We start from the raw sequence: 26,048 nt of genomic DNA, 5'->3' as shown, positions 1-26,048 counted from the left end.
AGACGCCCGGTTCGGCTTTGACGCCCGCGGGGAACACCGTTAATCCCGAACCGCCGCGGCGCCCCGGCATCGAGCGGGCGCCGCCTCGGGAGCGTTCATGTCCGACCGGCCGCCGGTATCCCTGGTCCTGACCTCGCGCCGTCGTCTGCTGGCGGCGGGCGGCGCGCTCGCGTCCGTCGTGTCGCTCGCGGCTTGCGGCCGGCCGGACGCCGCGCCCGAGACCGACGCGCCGACCGAGGACCCGGCCGTGGGTCCTCCGGAGGGCTCTCTGGAATGGGCGATCGAGGGGCCCTGGCGCGCGGGCGACCGGGCCCGCGACGAATGGCGCCATCCGCTGGAGACCCTGCGCTTCTTCGGCCTGCAGCCGAACATGCGCGTCGTCGAGTTCTGGCCCGGCAGCGGCTGGTACACCGAGATCCTGGCGCCCTATCTGGCGCGGGGCGGCGGCAAGCTCTACGCCGCCGGCTTCCCCGTGGGGCCCGGATCGGACCCGGCCCAAGCCGCGCTGAACACCGCCTACCAGAGCCGCTTCTCGGCGGACCGGCGCCTGTACGGCGAGATCGAGTTCACCAGCTTCGGCCCGAGCAGCGGTCCCGTGGCTCCCGCCGGAACCGCGGACCTGGTTCTGTTCATGCGCACCATCCACGCCTGGATGGCGGCGGGCATCGTGGAGAAGGCGTTCGCCGACGCCTTCGCCGCGCTCCGGCCCGGCGGCGTCCTGGGCGTCGAACAGCACCGCCTGTCGCCGGACGCCGACCAGGATCCGGCCGCCGCCAACGGCTATGTGCAGGAGGCCTTTGTTCAACAGGTCGCCGCCGAAGCGGGTTTCGCCTTCGTCGCGGCCTCGGACGTCAACGCCAATGAGCGGGACACCAAGGATCACCCGTTCGGCGTCGACACCCTGCCGCCCATCAGCCTGACCGCCCGGCCCGGCGAGCCGCCGGATCCGACCTTCGACCGCGCCCGCTATCTCGCCATCGGCGAGAGCGACCGCATGACCCTCAGATTCAGGAAGCCCGAGTGAACCGCGCCGCCGCCTTCGCCGCCCAGGCCCCGCTGATGGGCGTGCCCGGGGCCGCCGCGCCGCCCGGCGGCGTGGGCGAGTGGTTCCGTGGCGCCGGCGGCCTGCGTCTGCGCGCCGCCTTCTGGACGCCGTCCAACCTGATCGCACCGACGCCCCGCGGGACGGTCATCGTCAGTCCGGGGCGGACCGAGCCGATCGAGAAGTATTTCGAGGTGATCGGAAACTTTCTGGCGCGGGGGTTCTGCGTCCTGGCCCACGACTGGCGCGGCCAGGGGCTGTCCGCACGGCTTCTGCCGGACCGGCTGAAGGGGCACGCCCGCGCCGTCGAAGAGTTCCTGGACGACTATGCGCGCCTGCTGGAGGCTTTCGAGGGGCGCGCGCCCAAGCCCTGGATCGCGGTCGGCCACTCGATGGGCGGGGCGCTGAACCTGCTGACGCTGCAACAGGGCGAGGCGCGGATCGCCGGAGCCCTGTTGTCCAGCCCGATGCTGCGCATCCGCACCGGCAAGCGGTCGATGTGGTCGGTCAAGCTGGCGGTGCGCTGGAACCTGCGCCACGGCCGGGCCGGCGATTATGTCCTGGGCGACATGGACGATCCCTTCGAGCACACCTTCGAGGATGACGCCCTGACCACCGACGAGACTCGCTATGAGCTCTGGCGGCAACAGCTGTACGCCTGCCCGCACCTGGCGGTGGGCGGACCGACCTGGGGCTGGCTCGCCTTCGCCCTGGAGGTGGGGGAGCGCGCGCTGAAGCCGAGGGCGCTCAAGTCGGTCGGCGTGCCCGTGGCGATCGTCCAGGCCGACGACGACGACCGGGTGTGGAAGCAGACCAGCCGCTGGGCCGCCAAGCGGCTGGGCCGAGGCCGCTACGTCGAGGTTCCGGGGGCCAAGCACGAGGTGATCATGGAGACCGACGACCGCCGTGCGGTGTTCCTGTCTGAGTTCGACGCCCTGACCGACTACCTGGCTCCGCCAGGCGCTGCGCCGACGGTCGAGAACGTCGCCTAGAGCCGGATCCGGTCTAGATCGCCGAACGCCTCAGGGTGACCAACGCCTGCTCGATCAGGGCCACGTCGCCCACCGCGAGCACCTGACCGCCGGCGTCCGGCGCCTCGCCCCGCCAATTGACGAAGCCGCCGCCGGCGGCCCGCACGACCGGCGCCAGGGCGGTCCAGTCCCAGGGCTTCAGGCCGGACTCCACCACGATGTCGATCCGGCCCGCCGCCACCATGGCGTAGGCGTAGGCGTCGCAGCCCAGCCGGGTGAGCCGCGCGGCGGCCCTGACCTGGGTGAAGGCGCCCAGTTCGGCGCCGGTGAAGATGTCGGGATCGGTCGTGGCGAGCACGGCGTCGGTCAGCCGCTCGCAGGGCCGGCTGCGCAGGGTCGTCTCGCCGCCGCTCCACAGCAGCCGCGCGCCGGAGGGGCCGCCCGCGAAGACCTCGTTCAGATAGGGCTGTCCGATGGCGCCGACCTCGGGCCGTCCCTCCACGGTCAGTCCCACGAGACAGGTCCAGAGCGGCAGGCCCGCCACGAAGGCGCGGGTGCCGTCGATCGGGTCCAGAACCCAGACATGCTCCGCGTCCGGACGATCCTCGCCGTACTCCTCGCCGATCACGCCGTGATGCGGGTAGCGCTCGCCGATCAGCCGGCGCATCGCCGCCTCCGCCGCGCGGTCGGCCTTGGTGACCGGATCATAGGCGCCGGCGGCGCCCTTGTCCTCGATGGCGTAGGCGCCCCGGAAGTAGGGCAAGGCCGCCGCGCCGCCCGTGCGGGCCAGCTCGACGGCGAAGGATTCGAGATCGGTCATGGCCCAGGCCTATAGCCCAGGCCTCGCACCGCCCTAAACCCCGTTCCTCGCATCCTGCATGCGGAATTCAGGCCGCGTCGCCCTCGGCGTGCAGGGACTTCGCCAGGTCCAGCAGGCGGCGGCGCGGACGCTCGCCGAGCTGGTAGTAGGCCTGGATCAGGTCCAGCGTCTCCTTGCGCGAGAACACCTCGCCGGATCCCGAACCGGAATCGCGGCGATCCAGCGCCTCGGTCAGACCATCGTAGAAGTAGCTGACCGGGGTCTCCAGCGCCTCCGCCAGCTGCCACAGGCGGGCGGCGGAGATGCGGTTGGCGCCGCACTCGTACTTCTGGATTTGCTGAAAGCGGATGCCGACCTGCACGGCCAGTTGCTGCTGCGTCAGGCCGAGCAGCCGCCGACGACGGCGCAGGCGACGGCCCAGGTGAAGATCGATATCTGAGGCCATGGCCTTGAAGTCCCCTTCTTCAACGCCGTCCCGAAACGGAACAGCTCGCCCGTCTCGACGCAAGCACCATGCCCGGATCGCGTGACGGGCGAGCGACGAAGGTTAACGACCCTTAATCTTGCGGCGCCGCGCTTCGGTGCTAGCGTCGCGGCCTGTCTTCAGGGGGTCGCCACATGTCGCTTCGCAAACTTCTGCTCGCCGGCGCCGCCGGGCTCGTACTCGCCGCCGGTGCGGCCGGCCCCATCCTGGCCCAGGACGTCGACCCGCCGACGCGGGTCCGGACCACCGAGGGCCTGATCCCGACCCAGGAGTATGTTCTCGACAACGGCTTGCGGGTCATCTTCCACATCGACCGGTCCGACCCCGTCACCGCCGTGGTGCTGGCCGCCCGCGTCGGGTCGGCGCGCGAGGAGCCGGGCCGCACCGGCTTCGCGCACCTGTTCGAGCACCTGTTCTTCCTGGACTCCGAGAACCTGGGGCCGGGCGGCCTGGACCGGATGAGCGCGCGCATCGGGGGCTCCGGGGCGAACGGCTCCACCAGCTTCGACCTGACGGACTATCTGCAGACCGTCCCGAACGACGCGCTCGAGAAGATGATCTGGGCCGAGGCGGACAAGCTGGGCTACTTCATCAACACCGTCACCGACGCCGTGCTCGCCAAGGAGAAGCAGGTCGTCAAGAACGAGAAGCGCCAGTCCGTCGACAACCGGCCATATGGCCACACCTACGGCGTCATCCTCGAGAACATGTTCCCCGAGGGGCACCCCTACAGCTGGCCGGTGATCGGGTCGCTGGCCGACCTGGACGCGGCGACGCTTCAGGATGTCCAAAACTTCTATCGCCGCTGGTACACGCCGAACAACTCGACCCTCGTGATCGCCGGCGACTTCGATCCGGAACAGGCGCTGGGGTGGGTCCAGCGCTATTTCGGCGAGATTCCGCGCGGCGCGGAGGCGCCGGATGTCCAGCCGCAGTCGGCGAACCTGACCGCCACGCGTCGCCTGATGCACGAGGACAACTACGCCCGGCTGCCGCAGCTGACGCTGGCCTTCCCCACGGTGGCGCGGGGCCATCCCGACGAGGCGGCGCTGGACGCCCTGTTCATCCTGCTGACCGCCGGACGCGACGCGCCCCTGACCCAGGTGCTGGTCGACGAGTTGCAGGTCACCGACGAGGTGGCGGGCTTCAACCAGTCCCAGCAGATCGCGGGGCTGGGCATGATCCAGGCGACCGCCTTCGACGGCGTGGATCTGGACCGGGTGCAGGCGGGCGTCACCCAGGCGCTGGAGCGGTTCGAGGCCGAAGGCGTCGACGCCGCAGCGCTCGAGCGCGTCAAGACCCAGGCCGAGGCCGAGTTCTACAATGGCCTGGGCAGCGTGCTGGGCAAGGGCTCGGCGCTGGCGCGCTACGACCTCTACGGCACGACGGCGGACGCCGATCTGGCGGCGCTGCGGGCGCTCACGCCCGACGACCTGATGCGGGTCTACCGCGCCTACATCAAGGACCGGCCGCACGTGGCGACCAGCTTCGTGCCGCGCGGTCAGGCCGGACTGGCGCTGGAGGGCTCCGAGGTCGCCGAGGTCGTGGTCGAGCCGATCGTCCAGGGCGCCGAGGCGCCCGTCGATCCGCGCGCGGGCGATGTGGCGTACCAGCGCACGCCGTCGTCCTTCGACCGGACGGTGGAGCCCCCCTACGGCGAAGCGCCGGTGATCACGCCGCCGACGATCTGGAATGCGGAGCTGGGCAACGGGCTGGACGTCTCCGGCATCCAGAACGATGAGCTGCCGGTGGTGGCCTTCGAGCTGTCGGTCGACGGCGGGCGTCTGTTCGACGATCCCGAGCGGCCGGGGGCGGCGAACCTCCTCGCGCGGATGATGAGCCGGGGCACCCGGACCAAGACGCCGGCCGAGCTCGAGAACGCCTTCAAGGCCCTCGGCGCCCAGGTGAACGTCCAGGCCGGCGACGAGCGGTTCATCGTCTCGGGCACGACCCTGTCACGCAACCTGACCGCCACGCTCGACCTGGTCGAGGAGATGCTGTTCGAGCCGCGCTGGGACGAAGGCGAGCTGACCCTGGCCAAGGCGGCGGTGACCGCGCAGATCCAGGGCCTGCGGGCCCAGCCGACGGCCATCGCCGCGCTGCTGTACGACGCCGTGGCCTATGGCGAGGATCACATCCTGTCGGCCTCCCCCTTGGGCACCGAAGAGGCGGTGGCGGCTCTGAGCATGGCCGATCTGCAAGCCATGCTGGCGCGCTGGTCGCCGGCGAACGCCCGCTTCCGCGTCGTGGGCGATGTCGATCAGGCCGAGGCCCTCGCCGCGCTGGACGGCATGGGCACGCGCTGGTCGGACCGGGAGGTGGAGATCCCCGCCTATCCGCGCCCACGGCGGCCGGAACAGGCGCGGGTCTATTTCTACGACGTGCCCGGCGCGGCCCAGTCGGTGTTCAACTTCGGCTATCCGGCGCTGACCCGCGACGATCCGGCCTACTATCCGTCCGTGGCCATGAACTACCGGCTGGGCGGGGGCGGCTTCGCCTCACGCCTGACCCAGCAGCTGCGCGAGGGCCAGGGCTACACCTACGGCGTCTTCACCAGCTTCTCGGGCGGCGAGACCTTCGGCGACTTCAACCTGGGCAGCTCGGTGCGCTCGAACGTGACACTGGAGGCCGCGACCCTGGCCCGCGACATCCTGCGCGACTACGGCGCGACCTTCACCGAGGAGGACCTGGAGGTGACCCGCAGCGCCCTGTCCAAGAGCCGGGCGCGCGCGTTCGAAACCGCGGGGGCCAAGCTGGACGTGCTGGAGGCCATCGGCGACTACGGACTGCCCGCCGACTACCTCGCTCGGGAGTCCGCCGTGATCGAGGGGCTGACGGTGGACCAGGTCCGTCGCCTGGCGGCCGAGCGGATCGACACCGATGCGTTGATCTATGTGGTGGTGGGCGACGCGGCCACGCAGGAGGCCCGGCTGGAGGCGCTGGGCTACGGCGCGCCGATCCGCGCCAACGACCTGCTGGACTGAGACGAAGAAAAAGGGCCCGGCGTCGCCGCCGGGCCCTTCGAAACTGGTGGAGCTAAGCGGAGTCGAACCGCTGACCTCTTGAATGCCATTCAAGCGCTCTACCAACTGAGCTATAGCCCCGAGCCTTTCGGCCGGATCGCGTCCTGGCCGGGTGGCCGGTCGCGAGGCGGCGGAACCTATGTCAGCCCCGACCGGCGATCAAGCGGGCGGCGAAGATTTTTTCCGCCGTCCCGCATGACCTTGAAAACAATCAGTCTTCGTCCTTTTCAGGCTTCAGGATCTCGTCCTCGAAGCTGTCGTCGTCCTCGTCCTCGATGAAGGGAACGGAGTCGTCGTCATCGTCGCTGACATCGTCGTCGCCGTCGGTTGTGCCGATGCCGGCGTCGTCGCCCGAGGTGTCGTCGTCATCGTCGTCAGGCGTGAGGATCGGCTCGTGACCTTCCTGGTCGATTTCGGGCGCGGAGACCTCCTCCTCGTCCTCGTCGTCACCCTCGGCCTTGCCCTTGACCTGGTCCTCGACCTCCTCGTCGTCGCCGGGCGCATAGCCCGCGCCGACGCGACCGCGGCCGCGACGGTTCTTCAGCGCGTCCTCGGGATCGAACTCGGTGCCGCACTTGGGGCAGTGCGCCGGACGGCGGTTCAGGTCGTAGAATTTCGCCTGGCAGTTCGGACAGATCTGCTTGGCGCCCAGTTCGGGATTGGCCACGGTTCGTATGCCTTCGCGCGTGGGGGGGAAATCGGGCGGCTCCCTTGCCACCACGGAACGCCGCTGTCAAAACCGTTCGATGCGCCCGCCTACCCGGCCGCGCGATCCCCGAGACCACGGAGGCTTTTCGCGGGTGACATCGTCCGTGCCGCAGAGCCTGACCGCCCGCCCCTCCGGGCCGCTGCACGGCCGCGCGCGGGCGCCCGGCGACAAGTCCATGTCGCACCGCTCGCTGATCCTCGGCGCGATGGCCGAGGGGGTGACCGAGATCGAGGGCCTGCTCGAGGGCCACGACATCCTGGCCACCGCCCGCGCGGCGGCCGCGTTCGGCGCGAAGGTCGAGCGGCTGGGCGAAGGGCGCTGGCGGATCGAGGGGCGTGGCGGCTTTCAGACCCCGGCCGACGTCATCGACTGCGGCAACGCCGGCACGGGCGTACGCCTGCTGATGGGCGCGGCGGCGGGCTATCCGATCCAGGCGACCTTCGACGGCGACGCCTCCCTGAGGAAGCGGCCGATGAAACGGGTCACGGCGCCGCTGGGGCTGATGGGCGCGCGCTTCGATTGGGGCGGGTCGGAGGACCGGCTGCCGGTGCGGGTGTCCGGCGGCGCCCTGCAGGGCATCGACTACGCCCAGACCGTCGCCTCGGCTCAGGTGAAGTCGGCGATCCTGCTGGCGGGGCTGAACGCCCGTGGCGAGACCTTCGTGCGCGAGCCCGAGAAAAGCCGGGACCATACCGAGCGGATGCTGACGGCCTTCGGCGCCGAGGTGAAAGTCGAGCCGGACGGCGACGGCTGGATCATCCGTCTGGCGGGCGGTCAGCGGCTGACGGGAACCGCCGTCGCCGTGCCGGGCGACCCCTCTTCGGCGGCCTTCCCCCTGGCCGCGGCCCTGATCGTCCCAGGCTCGGACGTGACGGTCGAGGGCGTCATGCTGAACCCGCTGCGCACGGGTCTGTTCGACACCTGGCGCGAGATGGGCGCCGACCTGACCATCTCGAACCGCCGGACGTCCGGCGGCGAGGAGGTGGGCGACGTCACCGCGCGGCATTCGGCGCTGACGGGCGTGATCGTGCCCGAAGGCCGGGCCGCCTCGATGATCGACGAGTACCCGATCCTCGCCGCCACCGCCGCCTTCGCCGAGGGCCGGACGGTGATGCGCGGGGTCGGAGAGATGCGCGTCAAGGAAAGCGACCGCATCCGCCTGATGGTCGATGGCCTGCGCGCCTGCGGCGCGGCGGTCGATGAAGAGCCCGACGGCTTCACCGTCGCCGGCGGTCCGGTAGCCGGCGGCGCGGTCGTTGACACCGCTCATGACCACCGCATCGCCATGAGCCACCTGGTGCTGGGCCTTGCGGCCGAGGCGCCGGTTTCGGTCCGCGACCCCGAGATGATCGCGACCAGCTTCCCCGGATTCGTGCGCATGATGCGCGAGCTCGGCGGGGAGATCGCATCATGAGCGGGTCGCTCATCATCGCCGTCGACGGCCCGGCCGCCTCGGGCAAGGGAACGATCGCGTCCCGGCTCGCGGCGCACTACGGCCTGCCCTACCTCGACACTGGTCTGCTCTATCGGGCGGTCGGACGCGGAGTCATCGCCGCGCGCGGGTCGCTGGAGGACGCCGGCCTGGCGGAGGAGGTGGCGCGGGCGCTCAACGCCGAGGCGGTGGTCGCCAGCGACGACCTGACCGGCCGGGGGGCGGGCGAGGCGGCCAGCCGCGTGGCGGGCCACCCGGGCGTGCGCGCCGCGCTGCTGGACCTTCAGCGGGCGTTCGCGGCCCAGCCCGGCGGCGCCGTTCTGGACGGCCGCGACATCGGCACGGTGATCGCGCCGGACGCAGCGGCGAAACTCTTCGTCACCGCCTCGCCCGAGGTCAGGGCGCGCCGCCGCTGGCTGCAGCTCACCTCGCGCGGCGAGGCGATCGCCTTCGACGAGATGCTCGAGGACATCCTGCGCCGGGACGCCCGGGACGCCGGCCGAGGCGCCGCGCCGATGGTGCAGGCGGCGGACGCGGTCTTGCTGGACACCAGCGATCTGGATATAGAGGCCGCCTTCGATGCGGCCCGCCGCATCGTCGAGGCGGCGCGCGTCCGATCCGGGGTCTGAACCCCTAAAGGACAAATCCAACGCGCCGGGCTCGATCGCCGCGGGCTTTCAGGATCAGCGGTCCCGCATCCCGACGACCTCGACATCCACCTTAAACCCGGCCTGTCCGGCGTGGTTCGCCCGCGCGCGTTCGGCCTTTCGACAAAGACCCTTCATGACCGATACCCAGACCCTCAACCCCACGCGCGACGATTTCGCCGCCCTGCTCGACGAGAAGCTGTCGGGCCGCGACCTCGGCGAAGGCCAGGTCGTCCACGGCCGCGTCGTCGGCATCGAAAAGGACATCGTCATCATCGACGTGGGCCTGAAGACCGAAGGGCGCATCGCCATGCGCGAATTCGGCCAGGGCGAGGGCGCCGTGCTGCCGAAGGTCGGCGATACGGTCGAGGTCTATCTGGAGCGCGTCGAGAACGCGATGGGCGAGGCGGTCATCAGCCGCGACAAGGCCCGCCGCGAGGAAGCCTGGACCCGCCTTGAAAGCGTGTTCGCCGACGGCCAGCCGGTCAACGGCGTGATCGTGGGCCGCGTCAAGGGCGGCTTCACCGTCGATCTGGGCGGCGCCTCGGCCTTCCTGCCGGGCAGCCAGGTGGACATCCGTCCGGTGCGCGACGTCGCCCCACTGATGGGCAAGGAGCAGCCCTTCGCGATCCTGAAGATGGACCGCCCGCGCGGCAACATCGTCGTCTCGCGCCGCGCCATCCTGGAAGAGGCCCGCGCCGAGCAGCGCACCGAGCTGGTCGGCCAGCTGGCCGAGGGCGAAGTCCGCGAGGGCGTCGTCAAGAACATCACGGACTACGGCGCGTTCGTGGACCTTGGCGGCATCGACGGCCTGCTGCACGTCACCGACATGAGCTGGAAGCGCGTGTCGCACCCGAGCCAGGTCCTGGCCGTCGGCGACACCGTCAAGGTGCAGATCGTCAAGATCAACCCGGACACCCAGCGCATCAGCCTGGGCATGAAGCAGCTGCAGGCCGACCCCTGGGACGGCGTGGAGGCCAAGTATCCGGTCGGCGCCAAGTACACCGGCCGCATCACCAACATCACCGACTACGGCGCCTTCGTGGAGCTGGAGGCCGGGGTCGAGGGCCTGGTCCACGTCTCGGAGATGTCCTGGACCAAGAAGAACGTCCACCCGGGCAAGATCGTCTCCACCTCTCAGGAAGTGGACGTCATCGTCCTGGACGTCGACTCGTCCAAGCGCCGGATCTCGCTGGGCCTGAAGCAGGCGCAGGACAACCCGTGGGACGCCTTCGTGGCCGCCCATCCGATCGGCTCGACGGTCGAGGGCGAGGTCAAGAACGCCACCGAGTTCGGCCTGTTCATCGGCCTGGAGAACGACATCGACGGCATGGTGCACCTGTCGGACCTCGATTGGTCGGTGTCGGGCGAGGAGGCCATCCAGCGCTACCGCAAGGGCGACACCGTCAAGGCCAAGGTGCTGGACGTCGACGTGGAGAAGGAACGCATCTCGCTGGGCATCAAGCAGTTGGGCGGCGATCCGATCGGCGAAGGCGACACCTATCGCAAGGGCCAGCAGGTCACCGTCACCGTGACGGCGATCGAGTCCGGCGGCATCGAGGTGAAGTTCGGCGAGGATGACGCCCCGGTCACCAGCTTCATCCGCAAGTCGGACCTGTCGCGCGACCGCAACGAGCAGCGCCCGGAGCGTTTCTCGGTCGGGGATCGCATCGACGCCATGGTCACCAACGTCGACAAGGCCTCGCGCCGCATCTCGGTGTCGGTCAAGGCGCTGGAGATGAAGGACGAGCAGGAGGCCATCGAGCAGTTCGGCTCATCGGACTCGGGCGCCTCTCTGGGCGACATCCTGGGCGCGGCGCTGCGCGAGCGGTCCGGCAAGGAGTGATCGAGGGCCGGTAATGTCGGCTTAACGACGAAAAGCCCCGGTCGAGCATCGGCCGGGGCTTTTTCGTGCGCCGCGCGAAGGTTAGGGTGGTTCTCGGGCTTCAAGCTGGGCGGGACCACCACGTGATCAAATCGCAACTGATTGAGAAGCTTGCCGCCGAGAACCTGCACCTGACCCACGCGGAGGTGGAGCGGGTGGTGAACATCGTGCTCGACCGCATGACGGACTCCCTGTCCCAGGGCGGGCGGGTCGAGCTGCGCGGTTTCGGGGCCTTCTCCGTGCGGTCCCGTCCGGCGCGCTCCGGCCGCAACCCCCGCACCGGAGAGACGGTGGAGGTCCCGGCCAAGTCGGTGCCCTTCTTCAAGAGCGGCAAGGAGCTGCGCGAGCGGCTGAATGCGTCCGGCGACGCCTGAGGCCCGCTTGGCCGCCCAGGCGCGGATCGTCGCGGCGGACTTCGAGGACCATAAGGTCCGCGAGCTGCTGGCGCTGCATTTCGCCCAGATGCGGGACCAGTCGCCGGCCGACGCCTGTCACGTCCTGAGTATCGACAGCCTCAAGGCCCCGGACATCTCGCTCTTCTCGCTCTGGGAGGAGGACGACCTGCTGGGCGTCGGCGCGCTGAAGGCGCTCGGCGACGCGACGGGCGAGATCAAGTCGATGCGGACACACCCGGACGCGATCGGTCGCGGCGTCGGCGGCCGGATCCTCGAACACCTCATCGCGGAGGCGACCCGGCGCGGCTATCGCCGCCTGAGCCTGGAGACCGGCTCGGGCCCCGCCTTCGAGGCGGCGCTGGCGCTCTATCGCCGCCGGGGCTTCGTCGAGGGCGAGCCGTTCGGCGGCTATCCCCCGACCGACTTCACCGTCTTTCTGCATCTGGACCTGCCCGCCTGAGCGCGGGCCATAAACACGGAGGCCGCCATGGGTCTGTTTCAGGAGTTCAAGGAGTTCGCCGCGCGGGGCAATGTCGTCGATCTGGCGGTCGGCGTGATCATCGGCGCCGCCTTCGGCAAGATCGTCACGAGCCTGGTCGAACAGGTGGTGATGCCGCCGATCGGACTGGTGCTCGGCCGCGTCGACTTCTCGGAACTGGAGTGGGTGCTCGCCCCCGAGGATCCGGCCACCGAGGCGATCGAGAAGGTGGCCATCCAGTACGGCGCCTTCATCAATACGGTGATCCAGTTCCTGATCGTCGCCTTCGTCGTGTTCCTGCTGGTCAAGGGGATCAACAATCTGCGCCGCAAGGAGGCCGAGAGCCCCGCGCCGCCCGCCGCCCCCACGCCGACGGAGGCGCTGCTGGCGGAAATCCGGGACGAACTGAAGGCCCGACCGAAGGTCTGACCGGTCAGGCCCGGCGCGCGGCGACGGCGCCCCGCGCGGCGCCGGCCGCGCGGACGGACGCGACGCCCCTTGGCGCCGGACGCAGGCAGAAGCCGTAGTCGCCGTCGAAGGCCGTCGGGCGCCATAAGGCCCGGCGCGGGTCGGCGGGGTCCGCCCAGCGCTCGAACCCATGTCCCCACCCGCCCTCGCGCCGAGCGCGCTCGGCCCAGGGCCCCAGGGCGTCCAGTACGCCGGGGCCGACCACGGACAGTCGCATCTTGGCCGCGCCCTGGGCTCGACCGATCGCCGTGAGCGCCGCCATCAACCGGGGAAAGGCGTCCACCGCTTCGCCTTGCAGCGCCTGGAGGTCGAGAATCTCCAGCACGGCAGGATCGACGGGCCTCTGCTTGGCGAGGAGCGCGATCGCCACCGCCGCCAGGTCACGCCCGCGCCACGCGCCGAGGAGGATCGGTCGACGGGTCAGGTCAGGGTCGGCCAGCCGCCAGCGGATGACCTCGGGGCCGCGGTCGGCGATGAGCTCGCTGCGCGCCTGCAAGGCCGACCAGAACCGGCCGTAGGCGCCGTCGTCGGAGAGATCGAGCACAGGCTTCACGCCGGCCGGGAGGGTCGGCAGGTCCTCCCGGCGCAGGCGCGACGAGGCCAGCCACTCTCGCCCGTCGGCGAACAGGGCGGGCGCCGCCTCCGCCGCGATCCTCAGGGCGCGGGCCGCGACCGCCGCCACCGGATCCAATCGCCAGGACAGCTTCAGGCGGAACACGGGCTCGCGCACCGGTTCGAAGCCGAGGCGCGGATAGATGGGCGACGACAGGCGGTTGGCGTTCAGCGTCGTGACGAACGCGACGCCGGGCTGGTCCAGCAGCGCTCGCACCAGCGGCCGAGCGGCCCCCTTGGCGTGCGGCGAGACGATCAGCGAGAAGCCGTTGAGGAAGCTCGCGGGCCCGGCCGCGCCCTTCAATCTCTGGTGGAAGGCGCCGAGGAAGGCCTGGGGTCGCCCGTCGGGCCCGTCGATGACCCAGCCCAGCGGCGAGCTGTCGCTCGGGCGGGCCGGGTTCTCCTCCAGCCAGCGCCAACCGCCGAACGACCGGTCGGGCCAGCCGACGGACCTGTGCAGCGCGTTGACCGCCTCCTGGTCGGCGCGGGTGAAGGGGCGAGGCGTCGCCATGATCGTCTCATTCCGGGAGCCTTGAACGGCTCACGGGGGATGCGCGTGCATCCCCCGTGCCAGAGACAACCATAAGTTGGTGCGCTTTGCGTTAAATCCCGTCAGACGGGGGCGCGGCGTTGAACGGCCGGGGTTCAGGCTCGACGCCGCCGACCCCGCGACCGCGCTGGGCCCGGCTGGGCTGCACGTCGCCGCTCGCCGAGACGGCGCGCTGAGGCGTCAAGCGCTCCAGCATCCGGCCCGCCCACTCGCGGCCGCCGAGGCCGAAAGCCAGCGCGGCGGCGACGGCGGCCGAACCCAGGATCAGGCCGAACGCCAGGGTCACGATCTCGTCGGCGATGCCCATGAAGCTGAGCCCCATGGCGGTGGCCAGGGCGATGGTGGCCCACCGGACCAGCGTCGAGGCGAACCGGTCCGCGCCGCGTGTCGACCGATCGATCAGATTGGCCAGGACGTCGGCCAGCAGAACCCCCACCGTGATGATGATCCCGCCGACCAGCACCTGGCCCGCCAGGGTGACCACGCCCGTCAGGATTGCGGCGAAGGCCCCGAACTCGACCAGCCGGGCCGCCTCGATGGCGGTGAACAGGATGATGGCGGTCATGGCGATGTAGCCGACGACCCGCGACGGCGTCAGCGGAGCGACGGCGGCGGGGGCCTCCGCGGAGGCCTGGGCGGCGTAGGCCGTATCCACCCCCGCCGGGGGCTGGGCCGAGGCCGTGGGCCGCATCGAGCTGAGACCGACCAGGCTCGAGATCGAGCGGTCGAAGCCGGTGGCCGGCAGGATCCGCTCGATCAGGTTGGCGACCCACTTGCCGATGAAGACGCCGATGGCCAGCACGATGCCCGCGGCGATGATGCGCGGCAGGGCGTCGAACACGGTCGACAGCACCGCCACGGCCGGCTCGGTGATCACCGAGATGTCCAGCTTCTCGAGCGCCGCGATGGTCACGGGAATGAGGATCAGGACGAAGACGAGGGTGCCCAGCGCGTCGGAGACGCCCGTGGCCCCGGTCGACCGGGACACGCCCGCCCGGTTCAGCCAGCCGTCGGCGTTCGCCGCCTGCAGCGCCGTCGCGGTCACCCGGCGCGCCAGGGTCGCGACGATGAAGCCGACGAAGAAGATCAGGGCCGCGGCGACGATGTCGGGCACCGCGCCCGCCACCTGGGTCAGCAGCGAATTCAACGGCTGGACCGCGCCGCCGAGGTTCAGCACGCCCAGCGCCGCCACCACGCCGAAGAGAAGCACGGCCCAGTGAGCCACCTCGCCGATGCGGGCGCCCACGGTCTGACGGCGTTCCAGACCCTCGTTGTGCTTCTCCGCGCCGGGCAGCTTGTCGACGCTCTTGGCGATGGCCCATTTCACCGCCCGGCCGATGAACCAGGCGGCGATCAGGATGATGGCGGCGCCCACGACCCGGGGCAGCCAGACCTGCAACAGGGCTTCCCACCCGATGAACTCATATCCCGGCGACATCGACGCTCCTCCGTTTCAGACCGGCGCCGCGAAAGCGGCGCTTCGGCCCGGCAACGCAAGGGGCGCGCCGATGTTCCCGTGACGCTCCGTCGCGGTCGGCTTAGGCCAGACGGTCGGCCTTTCTCAGGCCGGGAAAGGCGCGAGCCCAGACGCCGGTGGCGACCAGGGCCCCGATCCCGCCGAACACCGCCGCCCCGATCGGCCCGAGGATGCGGACCATCACGCCGGAATAGGCCTCGCCCAGCTCGTTCGAGGCGCCGATGAACAGCATGGAGACGGAGCTGACCCGGCCGCGCATCTCGTCCGGCGTGGCGATCTGGATGAGCGTCTGACGGATGTTCACGCTGATCATGTCGGCCGCCCCGCCGATGAACAGCATGACCGCAGAGAGCCAGACGATCTTCGACAGGCCGAAGACCAGGGTGCAGACGCCGAACACCGCCACGGCCGCGAACATCCAGGTCCCGCCGTGGCGCAGGATCGGAAAGCGGGCCAGGTAGAGCGCCATGGCCAGCGCGCCCGCCCCGAAGGCGGCGCGCAGGAAGCCGAATCCCTGCGGGCCCACGTCCAGCACGCCGGCGGCGAAGACCGGAACCAGCAGCGCCACCCCCGCCAGCATGACGACGACGAGGTCCAGCGAGATGGCGCCGATCACCACCTTGGTGGTCCAGACATAGGCCAGCCCCTCCTTCACCGCCGCCCAGCGGCTCTGGACCGCGCGGAGGCGGGGGCGGCCGTCGGTGCGGATCAGCAGGAAACAGGTCAGGCCGGTCAGGAACAACACCAGCGAAGCCCCGTAGGCGAAGGGAGTCGAGACCGCGAGCAGCAGGCCGCCCACCGTGGGCCCGGCGATGGCCCCGGTCTGGAACGCCAGGCTCTGGGCCACGATGGCGCGCGGCAGGGCCTTCATGCCCACCACCATCGGCAGCAGCGCCTGGCTGGCCGGCGCCAGGAAGGCGCGACAGGCCCCGAACAGGGCCGCGACCGCCAGCAGCGCCCACAACGGAGGATGCCCGATCAGCGCCAGCGACAGGAAGGCGGCGGCGCAAACCAGTTCGCCGCCGATGCAGGCCGCGACCGTCAGCTTGCGGTTTCGCCGGTCGGCCATCTCTCCGGCGGGCAGGGTCAGCAGCAGCAGGGGGATGAACTGCACCAGCCCGACCATGCCGGCGTAGAGGCTGGCCTGTTCGATCGGATGGTCGCGCCGGGCGATCTCCAGCACCTGCCAGACCAGGGCGGTGGACTGGATCTGGATGGCCAGGACAGCCGTCAGCCGCCCGACCCACAGCAGGCGGAAGTCGCGCAGCCGCCAGGGATTGCTCCCGTGGGCGTCCAGCGCCGCCTCGGCGACGGGCGGGGTGACGGGCGGCGGCGCCTCAGGTGCGTCGGTCATGCTTTGGGTACGGCGTCCCGTCCTTGTGGGAGAAGACCCCCGAGGCGAAGGTCATGTCGATGTCCGGGTACTCGCCCCTGTCGCCGCCGGGTTTGCGGGTTCCGACTTCCAGCAGAACGGCCTCGGCGTCCGAGCGGTTCTGAAGGCAGTGGCCGTTTCGCACGCCGGCCTTCCAGCCCGCGCAGTCGCCGGCGCGAAGCACGGTTTCCCCTTCGTCCTCGACCAGCACGACCTCGCCTTTCAGCACCCAGACGAACTCGTCCTCGCCCTCGTGCCAGTGACGCTGGCTGGACCAGGCGCCGGCGGGCAGACGCAGCAGATTGACCCCGAACTGGTCAAGGCCGACCGCGTCGCCCAGCCGCCAGCGGCGCCGCGCCTTGCAGGGATCGGCGTAGGGGTCCGGATAGCTGGTCCCGTGACCCGTTGGCGCGCTGTCGATGTCGATCTTCGGCATGGGCTTCTCCGGCGCTTCGCCAGCCCCTAAAGCACGAGTCCATGAGCGCCGCGAACCCCCGCATCATCGATCCCGTCGAGCTGACCCGCGAGCTGATCGCGCGGCCCTCGGTCACGCCCGCCGACGAGGGCGCGATGGACGCGCTTCAGCGTCGTCTGACGGCGCTCGGCTTCACCTGCCGCCGCCTCGCCTTCGAGGGACCGGGCGGAGAAGGCGTGCACTCGCGGATCGAGAACCTCTACGCCCGGCGCGGGACCGAGGGGCCCAACCTCTGCTTCGCCGGACACACCGACGTGGTGCCGACAGGCCGGGCCGAGGCCTGGTCGTCGGGCCCGTTCGACGCCGAGGTGAAGGACGGGGTGCTGTACGGCCGGGGCGCGGTGGACATGAAGGGCGGGATCGCCGCCTGGGTCGCCGCCGTCTCCCGCATCCTGGCCGAGGGCGAACCGAAGGGGTCGCTCAGCTTCCTGATCACCGGGGACGAGGAGGGCCCGGCGCTGCACGGCACCAAGCGGGTCGTCGAGACCCTGATGGCCGAGGGCGAGGTCATCGACGCCTGCGTGGTCGGCGAGCCGTCCTCGCAGCAGGCGCTGGGCGACACCATCAAGATCGGCCGGCGCGGCTCCCTGAACAGCTGGATCACCGTGCACGGCAAGCAGGGCCACGTCGCCTATCCCCACCGCGCCGCCAATCCGGTCCCGGTGCTGGTCCGGCTGCTGTCCCGGCTGGACGGCCACGTGCTGGACGACGGGTACGAGGCCTTCCAGCCGTCGAACCTGGAGCTGACCACCATCGACGTCGACAATCCGGCCTCCAACGTCATCCCGGCCGAGGCGAAGGCGCGGCTGAACATCCGCTTCAACCCCGCCCAGACCGGCGACGGCCTGATCGACTGGCTGAACCGCGAGGCGGGCGCGGTGCAGGCCGAGACGGGGCTGCGGATCACGCTCGAACATCTCTGCTCGGGCGAGGCCTTCCTGACGCCCGAGGGCGACTTCACCCGTGCGGTGCAGGACGCGGTCGAAGCCGTGACCGGCCGCAGGCCCGAGGCGTCCACCACCGGCGGCACCTCCGACGCCCGCTTCATCCGCGCCCTGTGCCCGGTGCTGGAGCTCGGCCTCGTGGGCCAGACCATGCACCAGATCGACGAGCGTGTGCCGGTCTCGGAGCTTCAGGCCCTGACCGACGTCTATGTCGAGGTGATCCGGCGGGTGCTGGTCTAGAACAGGTCCGCGGGCAGGATCTGGCTGCCCAGCAGCCGCTCCGTGGTCGCCCAGCGGTCGGGACCCTGCGCCTCCACCCAGGCCTGCACCGTGTCGCGGCCCAGGCCGTAGTTGATGATGTAGCTGCGGTAGGTCTCGATGAAGCTGAGCCGCTGCCGGGCCCGCGCCCGGTCTGACAGCCCGTAGGTCTGCAGCCGGTCCAGCGTCGTCTCCCGATCCACGCGGCCGGACAGGAAGTCGTCGGCGATGACGTACTCCGCCCGCGCCAGCCGGCGGGTCAGGGCTAGGAGCTCGGCGTTGGCCTCGGCCTGGGCGGGCTCCAGCCCCGCCAGGGGATAGAGCGCCCCAGCCTCCCAGGCCGCGCGGGTTTCGCCCGGGAACGCCAAGTCGATGCCGTAGTTGGCGCTGCCCTCGGCGATGAAGGACATGGGGCTGTACAGCGGATAGACGCTCATCTCGACCCAGCCCCGGTCGACCACGAAGGTCTTCTCCAGCAGAGCGTTGTAGACGTGGTGGCCGGGATAGCCCTCGTGGCAGCCCAGATCGACGGCCCGGTCGATGTAGATCGGCAGGTCGGTGTTGATCTGGATCAGGCTGTTCGCGCCGCCCTGGAAATAGTTGTAGCCCGACCACGGCTTGTCGTTGACGAACTCCAGCGTGAAGGTCTCGCCGGCCGGCAGGTCGATGTGGCGCACGGTCCGCGCCCGGCATTCGGCGATGGCGGCGCGCATCACCGCGTCCAGCCGGTCGGTCGGGATGATCGAGCGGGCGCGGAAGGCGGCGACCCGCTCATGCAGGGGCCCCTCCCCGGGCACGAGGGCGTCGATCCGGGCCAGGACGGGGGCGTAGGTCTCAAGCGGCGCCATCTCCGGCCGCACGCCGAACAGGGCGTGGGCCTCGTCGGCGAAGGACATTCGTTCGCCGCCCAGCATACTCAGCCGCGCCCTGGCGGCCGAGGTGTGAGCCAGCAGGTACCGGACGCGACGGGCGCGATCCTCGTCCAGCCCGGCGGTCGGGACCGCGTTCAGGCGCGCCGTGAGCGCGTCCGCCTGGGCGATCAGCGCCGCGCGCGAGGGCGCGGCGGCCTTCACCTCCGCCGGCCAGGCCTCGGGGCCGTAGTAGGCGTCGACATAGCCGGGCTCCAGCTCCCCCACGCCCAGGATCAGCCGGACGTAGTCCTCGGCGATGGCGTTCAGGGCCGGATCGACGGCCTCGTCCCCGGCGGTTGCGACCGCCCCGTGGACGCGCGACGGCTCGCCCACCGACGCGGCGCAGCCGGCGAGGGCGAGCGGCAGGGCGAGGGCGGCGGAGAGGATCAGAGTTCTCATGCGTGCGGGCTCCGGAGACCGGGCCGGAGGCTAGGCGGCCCCGGCCGTCTCCACAATCGGGATTGAGACCCCCGCCCCGATGCGCTAAGCACGCCGGCCTGCCGCAGAGGCCGCAAGCACCCGTAGCTCAGCTGGATAGAGCGTTGCCCTCCGAAGGCAAAGGTCACACGTTCGAATCGTGTCGGGTGCGCCATTTTTCTCCCTGTAGTCAGAAGCTTGCTGCGCGCCCTCTGCAAGGCGTCCTTGCGCGTCCGTGTATCCGTCCGCGTATGGCAACTTTTAGAGTTCTTGATCTAGCCGCCGCAAAGCATCGTGCGGCGGTGTCTCGTGCCCGGGCCATTCCCCAATGGACAGTTGGCTCAGTCCTGTTGCGCAGTGGGATGTAGCTTAATTGGCGTATGCTGCCGCAGCATCACTCAGAGGTTGACTGAGCGTTTGCGACCGCCAGAGTCGACGGTGCAGTTTTCGAATCGCGCGCGCGCCTTGGTCTTACCGAGGAACACCGCTGGGGGCCGGAGTACAAACGGGTATGCAACCTCAACAGAGGCGCCAGCCGCTGCCTGACAAGGTGGTGAAGGCTTACCGCACGAAACGCGGCAAGATGCTGGTCGGCAAAATCGAGGACGCGCTCGAAACCTCGACAGTGCAAAGCGTGGCCGGGAAGGTGAACCTCATCATCACCTCACCGCCGTTCCCGCTGGTCCGCAAGAAGCAGTACGGGAACTCCACCGGCGAAGAGTACCTGAAATGGCTCGAAGGGCTCGCGCCCAAGCTCGCTGGCCTGCTGGCGGATGACGGCTCCATCGTAATCGAGATTGGCAACGCTTGGGAGCAGGGCCGCCCGGAGATGTCCACGCTGCCGCTTGAAGCGCTCCTGGCGTTCAAGAAGGCCGCCAAGCTGCACCTCTGCCAGCATGTGATCTGCCACAACCCGGCGCGTCTACCGGGGCCGGCCGCCTGGGTGACGGTGAAGCGGCTTCGGCTGAAGGATTCCTACACGCACGTCTGGTGGCTCTCTAAGACGGCCAACCCCAAGGCGGACAATCGCAAAGTCCTGTTGCCCTACGGCAAGGACATGAAATCACTGCTCAAGTCCAAGACCTACAATGCGGGCAGGCGCCCGTCTGGGCATGTGATCTCCGAGACCGGCTTCCTCACCAATCACGGCGGCGCGATCTCCTCCAATGTCATTGACCTTGAAGGCGCACAGCATGTGCCGAGCGCGCTGCTGAAGTACGCCAACACGGCATGGGACACGAAGTACCGAGCCTACTGTGAGGAACATAAGCTCGACCCGCACCCGGCACGAATGCAGACCGATCTCGTCGCTTTCTTCCTACAGTTCCTGACCGACAAGGGCGATCTCGTGTTCGACCCGTTTGGCGGCTCGAACACCACCGGGGCCGTGGCGGAGGCCATGCGCCGCAAGTGGATCGCCGTCGAGGCGGACCCCAAATACGTCGAAGGGTCGGTGGGCCGCTTCGAAGAGGTCGAACGCTATCAGCGGCAGGAGCGCTAATGTCCGAGGCCGAACCTCTCTCGACTGACTTTGAGATCGGCCCGCAGGCCATCGCGAACTACAGCCGCATGAGCTACACGATGTGGCATGCGCTGGGTGAGTTCATCGACAACTCGACCCAATCCCGCCTGAACCACGGCGGCATCATCGACCAAGTGCTTGAGGAAGAGGGCACGCCCTTAATTGTTGAGATTGTGCATGATCGCATCCAGCGACAGATCACGATCAAGGACAACTCCATCGGGATGACGCGCGAAAAGCTGGAAGCGGCTCTGCGCATTGCGATGCCGACCTCCGACAGTGTGGGCCGGTCCAAGTTCGGGATGGGAATGAAGACGGCTGCCTGCTGGATCGGGAGCAACTGGAAGGTCGTTACCTGCGAATGGGGCAGCGGCGAGGAATGGACGGCTGAAGTCGATGTTCAGGCCATCGCTTTTAGGGGTGCCAAAGTGCCCCTAACGAAGAAGGACGTGGGCACCGACGATCACTATACCCACATCATTATCAGCGGCCTGCACCGCAACATCCAGCAGCGCACTGAAGAGACGATTCGGGGCTACCTCGGGTCGATGTACCAGTTCGATATCCGCAGTGGGAAACTCAAGCTGTTCTACAACGGCGACGAAATCCCAGCACCTGATGACTACGATTTTGACACGGACCCGGAAGGCCGCACTATGCGGATGGACCTTCCCGAGAAGGTCATTGGCGGCAAGAAGGTGACGGGCTGGATCGGTGTTCTGCGCAAGGGCGGCCGGAAGTTTGGCGGCTTCTCGCTCTTCCAGAATGAGCGGCAGATTCAGGGTTTCCCCAACGCCTGGAAGCCACGCCGCATCTTTGGTGGCGTGGACGACGAAGGCGCGAACAACCTCGTCTCCCAGCGCCTCACCGGCATGATCAATCTCGACGGCTTTCACGTCTCGCACACCAAGGACGCGATCCTCTTTGAAGGGGATGAGGAAGAAGAGCTGGAAGATTTCCTCGCCGCGATCTCGGACGACTACCGCAAGTACGCGACCAAGCGACGGGGCACCCGCGCTCAGCCTTGGAACCGCGAGAAAATCCGCGACCTTGTTGAGGAAATGCGCAACGAGTTCGCTAACCCGGAGATGGGCGATGCGGTCAATACGTCGCTCCTGCCGCCCATCGAGACGCTGCAACAGAACGAAGAGCGCCAAGCCGCTTCGGTCACGGAAGAGGACCGCCTCGCCACGTTCCAGGTGAGCGGCGACCTGACCGTCATAGTCTCGCTGAAAGAGATCAGCGAGTACGAGCCCCACCTGTCGATTGCGGCAAGCGCGACGCCTGGCACGGTCCACGTCGTCATTAACGGCCTACACCCGTATTACATGGACCTCGAAGCGACCGAGGCCATCGACGAGTGCATCCGGCAATACATCTACGATGCCATTGCCGAGTATCGCGCGGGCAAGCTTACCGGGCGTGTGAATCCCAACAGCGTGCGGCGCCTCAAGGATGACCTGCTGCGGGTGAAGGCGGTGCGGGTTGAAAACGCTGCCTCCGATCTTCAAGCCAGTGATCTGACCGTAGCGGTCACCCCGGCCAGCGCGAGCTAGGTCATGGCCGGCGTCTCTCTGCGCCGCTGGCAGAGCGAGGCCCTTGAGGTCTGGGAGCAGAACCGGCGAAAGGGCATCGTCGGGGCAGTTACAGGCGGCGGCAAGACCGTCTTTGCTCTCAGCGCCATCGCCCGTGCGAAGCTCGAAACCACGCTGATAGTGGTGCCGACGGTCGCGCTGCTGGACCAGTGGTGGGACGAGACGGCGGCGTTCTTCAACGTGCGCCTGGACGATATCAACGTCATTCGCGGCAAGCCACGCATCCGGGCGGGCACCATCAATCTGGCGGTGATGAACACGGCAACGAAGATTCCGCCGGTCTCAAGCCATCTCTTTCTCGTCGTTGATGAGTGCCACAAGGCTGCAAGCCCAAAGCTGCGAGCTGTGCTTGATCTTCCTAAGCACGCGGCCCTTGGTCTGTCGGCGACGCCAGAGAGGCCTTACGATGAGGGGCTCGAAGAGGTGCTTGTCCCCGCCCTTGGGCCTGTCCTCTACCGCTACACCTATCGTGAGGCGCTGGCGGACGGCGTGATCGTGCCGTTCTATCTCAGGAACGTAGTGTTTGAACTCGAACCTGAGAGCCAGGCCGAGTACGACAAGCTGACGCGGGCGATTGCGCGGACCATCGACCGGTTTGGCCCGGAGGCCCCGGAATCGGTGGCGCTCATGTTGCGTCGGGCGCGAGTTCTAAACCTGAGCATGGCGCGGGTGCGGCTAACACTCCGCCTAGTTGCACGGCATCGGGGCCAGCGCATTTTGATTTTCCACGAGAGCGTGGAAGCCTGCATTCTCATCCACGCGGTTCTTATCGAGAACGGCGTGAAGGCCGGCATCTATCATTCGAAGATGGGCATGCGCGAACGCGCCGACATGCTCACGGCTTATCGCGCCGGCGAGATCGAGGTGCTTGTGACCTGTCGCGCGCTGGATGAGGGATTCAACGTTCCGGAAACCGAAATCGGGATCATCGCCGCGAGTACGGCCACCCGGCGGCAACGCATCCAGCGCCTGGGCCGCGTGCTTCGTCCGGCCGCGGGCAAGGACGGCGCGACGATCTACACCCTTGTTGCTACCAAGCCGGAGATCGACCGGCTACGCGCCGAGGAGATCGAACTGGAAGGCGTCGCCGAAGCGTCCTGGGTGCGCGCATGAAGACGCTGATGATCGGCGCGTGTGCGCCCGAGCGCGTCTACCGGCTGAAAGACCCGGATGCGCCTTATGAAAGCGAGTTGGAGGCGGCAGCGGTCAGGGTGCTTTCCTGCCTCTATCCCAGTTACCAATGCATCGTGTTTGGCGGCGGATTTGAGTATGAGGGCCGAGTTTCAAAGCCCGATCTCGCGCTGGTCGCACGCGACTATTCGCACTGGTTCGTCATCGAGGTCGAGCTGGTCTCGCACTCGCTCGCCGGGCATGTGCTGCCGCAGGTGACGGCCTTCCGGTACGGAACGCCGCAGCCGGACTGCGTGGGGATCTTCGAGCGCGAGCTGGACATCGCCCAGTCACAGGCGCGCACACTCATTGAGCACGTACCGCGCAGCGTAGTGGTGATCGCCAACCGCCGCGATCCAGTCTGGGAAACGTCGCTGGCGGCACACAACATCCAGTTTGGCGTAGTGTCGCTCTTCCTGACGAGCGAGGGCACCGAAGCCATTGAATGGGACGGCGCCCTTACGGTCTTAGAAGAAAACCTCGGTTTTGGCTTATATTCCGCCGTGGACTGTTCGCTGCGCTTCCCCTCGCAAGTCGCTCTCCCTGAAGGTGCCGTACAGATTGCGGACGCCAGCGGCGCTCCGGGTACGTGGCTTGTGAAGCGTGACGAGCGTTTCGCCTGGATTACCAAGGAGCGGGGAACACCCGCGATCACGGATGGTGCGTTCGTCCAGTTGCGGCGATCGTACGACGGCACGCTCTCTATAAAGGTTCCACACTGGCGCTAGCCAAAAAAGCAGGGCCAACACGATCCTAAACGCGGAAAACAGCTTCTCGATAGGTCAGGTCCTCCATGTTGCGCCGCACAAGCGGCCGGGAAAGTCGTTTGGAATCAACCACCGCCATGTCATAGTCTAGTGGCAGGGTGACAAGGGGTCAGGGCGCTTAGCGGCGCCGTTCGTTCTGCTCGCCTGACCTTGTCACCCTGCCACTAGACTATGACATGGCGGCACTTGAAAATTATGGTGTTGTTGCTCACGCTGCACTGCGTCATGACCAACTTTTGTTAGACCTCCAGCTCGAAGAGCCGCTCACCGTCCAAGCAGATGATCCGGAAGTAACGCTCGAAGTCTGGGTCGCCAGGATTGAAGACTTGCGCGCCCATCGCGGCGAAGGGTTGCTCCCCTACGTAGGCGCCGAAGCTGTTGCGGGCGTTGACGATGCCGCAAACGCCGACGCCGCCATCAAGTTCGCCTAGGCTGAACGACACCGCCCAGACATCTCTGAACCGGGCTGTATAAGGGTCGCGCAGGGAGGCCTTGAAGTTGGCGAGTGCTCGCTGGGCGGCCGAGAACTGAAACTCTTCCACGCTCGAACGTATAGCGGCGGGAGCCTCCAACTCGGCGGGCGGATGCAACGGCGCTGCCGCAGGAGCCTCCTGATCTGCTTGACGCGGCGCGTCGCTCGACGGTCGGTCGAGCGGGGCGCCGGGGGACGGGTCGCGAACGATGAGGCCCACGATGACCGACACCGCCGAGGGAACGACCAGGATCGCACCCCCGATAAGCAGCAGCCACCCCAAGGCCGTGCGAGGCAGGAAGCGACGCTCCGGTGCGGTCACATATCGGAAGGAGTTCTGCATCCCAATCTCCAGTAGTCACTATAGTGACTGGCTGTTGGTTGCGATTTCGTTGCGCTTCAGCCCATGCGGCTGGCGGAGACATTCGGGGAAAATGTGCGGAGGGTTCGGCTTCAGCACGGGCTTACGCAAGAGGCCCTGGCGGTCGATGTCGGCCTTGCTGTCACCTATGTCGGCCAGATCGAGCGCGGCCTGAGGAACCCGACCCTAGATGTGGTCGAACGGTTCGCGGAGGCGCTGAAGACCGAACCCTTGATCCTGCTGCAAAAGGCGACCTCACGGGAATCTTGACGTCCAGCCGGACCCAGGAGAGAATTCGTGAGCTGCTGGCGGGGTCGGCGGCGCTCCCTCACAACATGAAAGGACCCGGTGATGGCCGCAGGTCTATACGTGCTCGACGCGCGCGCTCCGGTGCAGAGTCAGGGCGCCCCTCTCCCCCATCTCGTCAGCATGTCCCTGTGTAGCGCGCCGCCCTCACCAGAGGGGAACTTCCGCGACGAGCTTTGCGAAGCGACCGGCTATCGTCGTCAGTTGGTCGAGTTTGGTCCGATGGACCGCCGCAAGACTACGCTGACCCGGTCGAGAACGCTACGAAATCGGGGACGCGTCGTCTTCGGACCCTTCGAAGGCGCAATACCGGAGCGGTTGTTCGCGGTGATGCTGGACGATAACGGTGCTCCCGTCGCGTGCGGCCGGTTGAAGCCGCTCCGCTCGCGAGCTGGCGGCGAAGTGATTCAGTTCGACGCCTCCAACATCCGGATGATGTCCGACCGGTTCAGGGGCTAGGGCGCGCTAGAGTGCGATCGTTCGAT

The 26,048-nt window shown here is 68.5% G+C and carries 25 protein-coding genes and 2 tRNA genes; 17 read left to right on the top strand and 10 right to left on the bottom strand.

Annotated elements, in window-relative coordinates; genetic code table 11:
• Positions 1–97: 97 nt before the first annotated feature.
• Both ACFFGE_RS08310 and ACFFGE_RS08305 read left to right on the top strand, forming a co-directional pair.
• Positions 98–1,024 (top strand): class I SAM-dependent methyltransferase, encoded by a 927-nt coding sequence (locus ACFFGE_RS08310; protein ID WP_376835848.1) that lies wholly within the window; start codon positions 98–100, stop codon positions 1,022–1,024.
• Positions 1,021–2,034 (top strand): alpha/beta fold hydrolase, encoded by a 1,014-nt coding sequence (locus ACFFGE_RS08305; RefSeq protein ID WP_376835847.1) that lies wholly within the window; start codon positions 1,021–1,023, stop codon positions 2,032–2,034. Before ACFFGE_RS08310 ends, ACFFGE_RS08305 begins: the two co-directional genes overlap by 4 nt.
• Positions 2,035–2,047: 13 nt before the next feature.
• On the opposite strand, the gene hisN is transcribed toward ACFFGE_RS08305, so the two are convergent.
• Together hisN and ACFFGE_RS08295 are read right to left on the bottom strand one after the other, a co-directional pair.
• Positions 2,048–2,833: a histidinol-phosphatase gene (gene hisN / locus ACFFGE_RS08300; protein WP_376835846.1), complete on the bottom strand. Its 786-nt coding sequence runs from the start codon at positions 2,831–2,833 to the stop codon at positions 2,048–2,050.
• Positions 2,834–2,900: 67 nt separating this feature from the next.
• A complete protein-coding gene (locus ACFFGE_RS08295; protein WP_376835845.1) occupies positions 2,901–3,278 on the bottom strand; it encodes a helix-turn-helix domain-containing protein in 378 nt (125 codons plus the stop codon).
• A 173-nt stretch (positions 3,279–3,451) separates the two neighbouring features.
• Between ACFFGE_RS08295 and ACFFGE_RS08290 the strand changes: the two genes are divergently transcribed.
• Entirely contained in the window at positions 3,452–6,301 is a 2,850-nt protein-coding gene (locus ACFFGE_RS08290; protein WP_376835844.1) for a M16 family metallopeptidase, read from the top strand.
• Positions 6,302–6,345: 44 nt separating this feature from the next.
• On the opposite strand, the gene ACFFGE_RS08285 is transcribed toward ACFFGE_RS08290, so the two are convergent.
• Both ACFFGE_RS08285 and ACFFGE_RS08280 read right to left on the bottom strand, forming a co-directional pair.
• Positions 6,346–6,421: transfer RNA gene (locus ACFFGE_RS08285), tRNA-Ala, on the bottom strand.
• Between the two features lie 130 nt (positions 6,422–6,551).
• Positions 6,552–7,007, bottom strand: coding sequence for a TIGR02300 family protein (locus ACFFGE_RS08280; RefSeq protein ID WP_376835843.1), 456 nt, complete (start codon positions 7,005–7,007; stop codon positions 6,552–6,554).
• Between the two features lie 145 nt (positions 7,008–7,152).
• Here ACFFGE_RS08280 and aroA point away from each other — a divergent pair, with 145 nt between their 5' ends.
• The 6 genes from aroA to mscL all read left to right on the top strand — a co-directional run bounded on the left by aroA (position 7,153) and on the right by mscL (position 12,315).
• Complete coding sequence (gene aroA / locus ACFFGE_RS08275; protein WP_376835842.1) at positions 7,153–8,463, top strand: 3-phosphoshikimate 1-carboxyvinyltransferase; 1,311 nt, start codon at positions 7,153–7,155, stop codon at positions 8,461–8,463.
• Positions 8,460–9,110 carry a (d)CMP kinase gene (cmk, locus tag ACFFGE_RS08270; protein ID WP_376835841.1) on the top strand — a complete coding sequence of 217 codons (651 nt, stop codon included), beginning with the start codon at positions 8,460–8,462 and terminating at the stop codon, positions 9,108–9,110. Before aroA ends, cmk begins: the two co-directional genes overlap by 4 nt.
• A 154-nt stretch (positions 9,111–9,264) precedes the next feature.
• Positions 9,265–10,974, top strand: coding sequence for a 30S ribosomal protein S1 (gene rpsA, locus ACFFGE_RS08265; RefSeq protein ID WP_376835840.1), 1,710 nt, complete (start codon positions 9,265–9,267; stop codon positions 10,972–10,974).
• 122 nt (positions 10,975–11,096) lie between these two features.
• Positions 11,097–11,387, top strand: a complete 291-nt coding sequence (locus ACFFGE_RS08260) for an integration host factor subunit beta (RefSeq protein WP_376835839.1) — start codon at positions 11,097–11,099, stop codon at positions 11,385–11,387.
• On the top strand, positions 11,368–11,868 hold the full coding sequence (locus ACFFGE_RS08255; protein ID WP_376835838.1) for a GNAT family N-acetyltransferase: 501 nt from the start codon (positions 11,368–11,370) through the stop codon (positions 11,866–11,868). Before ACFFGE_RS08260 ends, ACFFGE_RS08255 begins: the two co-directional genes overlap by 20 nt.
• Before the next feature lie 27 nt (positions 11,869–11,895).
• Positions 11,896–12,315, top strand: a complete 420-nt coding sequence (gene mscL / locus ACFFGE_RS08250; protein WP_376835837.1) for a large-conductance mechanosensitive channel protein MscL — start codon at positions 11,896–11,898, stop codon at positions 12,313–12,315.
• A gap of 4 nt (positions 12,316–12,319) precedes the next feature.
• Here the strand turns inward: mscL and ACFFGE_RS08245 are convergent, their stop codons facing one another.
• The 4 genes from ACFFGE_RS08245 to ACFFGE_RS08230 all read right to left on the bottom strand — a co-directional run bounded on the left by ACFFGE_RS08245 (position 12,320) and on the right by ACFFGE_RS08230 (position 16,801).
• Positions 12,320–13,477 (bottom strand): GNAT family N-acetyltransferase, encoded by a 1,158-nt coding sequence (locus ACFFGE_RS08245; RefSeq protein ID WP_376835836.1) that lies wholly within the window; start codon positions 13,475–13,477, stop codon positions 12,320–12,322.
• A 91-nt stretch (positions 13,478–13,568) separates the two neighbouring features.
• Positions 13,569–14,954 (bottom strand): mechanosensitive ion channel, encoded by a 1,386-nt coding sequence (locus ACFFGE_RS08240; protein ID WP_376835835.1) that lies wholly within the window; start codon positions 14,952–14,954, stop codon positions 13,569–13,571.
• A gap of 100 nt (positions 14,955–15,054) precedes the next feature.
• Positions 15,055–16,347 (bottom strand): MFS transporter, encoded by a 1,293-nt coding sequence (locus ACFFGE_RS08235; protein ID WP_376835834.1) that lies wholly within the window; start codon positions 16,345–16,347, stop codon positions 15,055–15,057.
• Entirely contained in the window at positions 16,331–16,801 is a 471-nt protein-coding gene (locus ACFFGE_RS08230) for a cupin domain-containing protein (protein WP_376835833.1), read from the bottom strand. The genes ACFFGE_RS08235 and ACFFGE_RS08230 overlap by 17 nt, the downstream gene beginning before the upstream one ends.
• 41 nt (positions 16,802–16,842) lie before the next feature.
• Between ACFFGE_RS08230 and dapE the strand changes: the two genes are divergently transcribed.
• Complete coding sequence (gene dapE / locus ACFFGE_RS08225; RefSeq protein WP_376835832.1) at positions 16,843–18,024, top strand: succinyl-diaminopimelate desuccinylase; 1,182 nt, start codon at positions 16,843–16,845, stop codon at positions 18,022–18,024.
• On the opposite strand, the gene ACFFGE_RS08220 is transcribed toward dapE, so the two are convergent.
• The gene (locus ACFFGE_RS08220) at positions 18,021–19,352 is read right to left on the bottom strand and encodes a hypothetical protein (protein ID WP_376835831.1); all 1,332 of its coding nucleotides are present in this window, start codon (positions 19,350–19,352) and stop codon (positions 18,021–18,023) included. The two genes, dapE and ACFFGE_RS08220, sit on opposite strands and share 4 nt — an antisense overlap.
• 116 nt (positions 19,353–19,468) lie before the next feature.
• Between ACFFGE_RS08220 and ACFFGE_RS08215 the strand changes: the two genes are divergently transcribed.
• From ACFFGE_RS08215 to ACFFGE_RS08195, 5 genes are all read left to right on the top strand, one after another.
• Positions 19,469–19,545, top strand: a tRNA-Arg gene (locus ACFFGE_RS08215).
• Positions 19,546–19,881: 336 nt separating this feature from the next.
• Positions 19,882–20,871 carry a DNA-methyltransferase gene (locus tag ACFFGE_RS08210; RefSeq protein ID WP_376835830.1) on the top strand — a complete coding sequence of 330 codons (990 nt, stop codon included), beginning with the start codon at positions 19,882–19,884 and terminating at the stop codon, positions 20,869–20,871.
• Positions 20,871–22,448, top strand: a complete 1,578-nt coding sequence (locus tag ACFFGE_RS08205; protein ID WP_376835829.1) for an ATP-binding protein — start codon at positions 20,871–20,873, stop codon at positions 22,446–22,448. The genes ACFFGE_RS08210 and ACFFGE_RS08205 overlap by 1 nt, the downstream gene beginning before the upstream one ends.
• A gap of 3 nt (positions 22,449–22,451) precedes the next feature.
• On the top strand, positions 22,452–23,600 hold the full coding sequence (locus ACFFGE_RS08200; protein ID WP_376835828.1) for a DEAD/DEAH box helicase: 1,149 nt from the start codon (positions 22,452–22,454) through the stop codon (positions 23,598–23,600).
• Complete coding sequence (locus ACFFGE_RS08195) at positions 23,597–24,385, top strand: hypothetical protein (protein WP_376835827.1); 789 nt, start codon at positions 23,597–23,599, stop codon at positions 24,383–24,385. The genes ACFFGE_RS08200 and ACFFGE_RS08195 overlap by 4 nt, the downstream gene beginning before the upstream one ends.
• 278 nt (positions 24,386–24,663) lie before the next feature.
• On the opposite strand, the gene ACFFGE_RS08190 is transcribed toward ACFFGE_RS08195, so the two are convergent.
• Positions 24,664–25,239, bottom strand: a complete 576-nt coding sequence (locus ACFFGE_RS08190; protein ID WP_376835826.1) for a hypothetical protein — start codon at positions 25,237–25,239, stop codon at positions 24,664–24,666.
• 63 nt (positions 25,240–25,302) lie between these two features.
• On the opposite strand from ACFFGE_RS08190, the gene ACFFGE_RS08185 reads away from it, so the two are divergent.
• Together ACFFGE_RS08185 and ACFFGE_RS08180 are read left to right on the top strand one after the other, a co-directional pair.
• On the top strand, positions 25,303–25,527 hold the full coding sequence (locus tag ACFFGE_RS08185; protein ID WP_376835825.1) for a helix-turn-helix domain-containing protein: 225 nt from the start codon (positions 25,303–25,305) through the stop codon (positions 25,525–25,527).
• Between the two features lie 81 nt (positions 25,528–25,608).
• The gene (locus tag ACFFGE_RS08180) at positions 25,609–26,022 is read left to right on the top strand and encodes a hypothetical protein (RefSeq protein WP_376835824.1); all 414 of its coding nucleotides are present in this window, start codon (positions 25,609–25,611) and stop codon (positions 26,020–26,022) included.
• Positions 26,023–26,048 lie beyond the last annotated feature (26 nt).

Source organism: Brevundimonas balnearis (genome assembly GCF_042434805.1).
GTDB classification, from domain to species: domain Bacteria; phylum Pseudomonadota; class Alphaproteobacteria; order Caulobacterales; family Caulobacteraceae; genus Brevundimonas; species Brevundimonas balnearis.
This window is presented reverse-complemented; position numbering and strand designations above follow the sequence as displayed.

Excerpts from the sequence above, each read along its gene's own strand:
- ACFFGE_RS08255 (WP_376835838.1), top strand. The coding sequence starts at position 11,368 with ATGCGTCCGGCGACGCCTGAGGCCCGCTTGGCCGCCCAGGCGCGGATC.
- ACFFGE_RS08220 (WP_376835831.1), bottom strand. The coding sequence starts at position 19,352 with ATGAGAACTCTGATCCTCTCCGCCGCCCTCGCCCTGCCGCTCGCCCTC.
- mscL (WP_376835837.1), top strand. The coding sequence starts at position 11,896 with ATGGGTCTGTTTCAGGAGTTCAAGGAGTTCGCCGCGCGGGGCAATGTC.
- ACFFGE_RS08240 (WP_376835835.1), bottom strand. The coding sequence starts at position 14,954 with ATGTCGCCGGGATATGAGTTCATCGGGTGGGAAGCCCTGTTGCAGGTC.
- ACFFGE_RS08290 (WP_376835844.1), top strand. The coding sequence starts at position 3,452 with ATGTCGCTTCGCAAACTTCTGCTCGCCGGCGCCGCCGGGCTCGTACTC.
- ACFFGE_RS08310 (WP_376835848.1), top strand. The coding sequence starts at position 98 with ATGTCCGACCGGCCGCCGGTATCCCTGGTCCTGACCTCGCGCCGTCGT.
- ACFFGE_RS08245 (WP_376835836.1), bottom strand. The coding sequence starts at position 13,477 with ATGGCGACGCCTCGCCCCTTCACCCGCGCCGACCAGGAGGCGGTCAAC.
- ACFFGE_RS08235 (WP_376835834.1), bottom strand. The coding sequence starts at position 16,347 with ATGACCGACGCACCTGAGGCGCCGCCGCCCGTCACCCCGCCCGTCGCC.
- ACFFGE_RS08190 (WP_376835826.1), bottom strand. The coding sequence starts at position 25,239 with ATGCAGAACTCCTTCCGATATGTGACCGCACCGGAGCGTCGCTTCCTG.
- ACFFGE_RS08205 (WP_376835829.1), top strand. The coding sequence starts at position 20,871 with ATGTCCGAGGCCGAACCTCTCTCGACTGACTTTGAGATCGGCCCGCAG.
- ACFFGE_RS08185 (WP_376835825.1), top strand. The coding sequence starts at position 25,303 with ATGCGGCTGGCGGAGACATTCGGGGAAAATGTGCGGAGGGTTCGGCTT.
- ACFFGE_RS08180 (WP_376835824.1), top strand. The coding sequence starts at position 25,609 with ATGGCCGCAGGTCTATACGTGCTCGACGCGCGCGCTCCGGTGCAGAGT.
- ACFFGE_RS08210 (WP_376835830.1), top strand. The coding sequence starts at position 19,882 with ATGCAACCTCAACAGAGGCGCCAGCCGCTGCCTGACAAGGTGGTGAAG.
- dapE (WP_376835832.1), top strand. The coding sequence starts at position 16,843 with ATGAGCGCCGCGAACCCCCGCATCATCGATCCCGTCGAGCTGACCCGC.
- cmk (WP_376835841.1), top strand. The coding sequence starts at position 8,460 with ATGAGCGGGTCGCTCATCATCGCCGTCGACGGCCCGGCCGCCTCGGGC.
- ACFFGE_RS08200 (WP_376835828.1), top strand. The coding sequence starts at position 22,452 with ATGGCCGGCGTCTCTCTGCGCCGCTGGCAGAGCGAGGCCCTTGAGGTC.
- rpsA (WP_376835840.1), top strand. The coding sequence starts at position 9,265 with ATGACCGATACCCAGACCCTCAACCCCACGCGCGACGATTTCGCCGCC.
- ACFFGE_RS08195 (WP_376835827.1), top strand. The coding sequence starts at position 23,597 with ATGAAGACGCTGATGATCGGCGCGTGTGCGCCCGAGCGCGTCTACCGG.
- ACFFGE_RS08230 (WP_376835833.1), bottom strand. The coding sequence starts at position 16,801 with ATGCCGAAGATCGACATCGACAGCGCGCCAACGGGTCACGGGACCAGC.
- ACFFGE_RS08295 (WP_376835845.1), bottom strand. The coding sequence starts at position 3,278 with ATGGCCTCAGATATCGATCTTCACCTGGGCCGTCGCCTGCGCCGTCGT.
- hisN (WP_376835846.1), bottom strand. The coding sequence starts at position 2,833 with ATGACCGATCTCGAATCCTTCGCCGTCGAGCTGGCCCGCACGGGCGGC.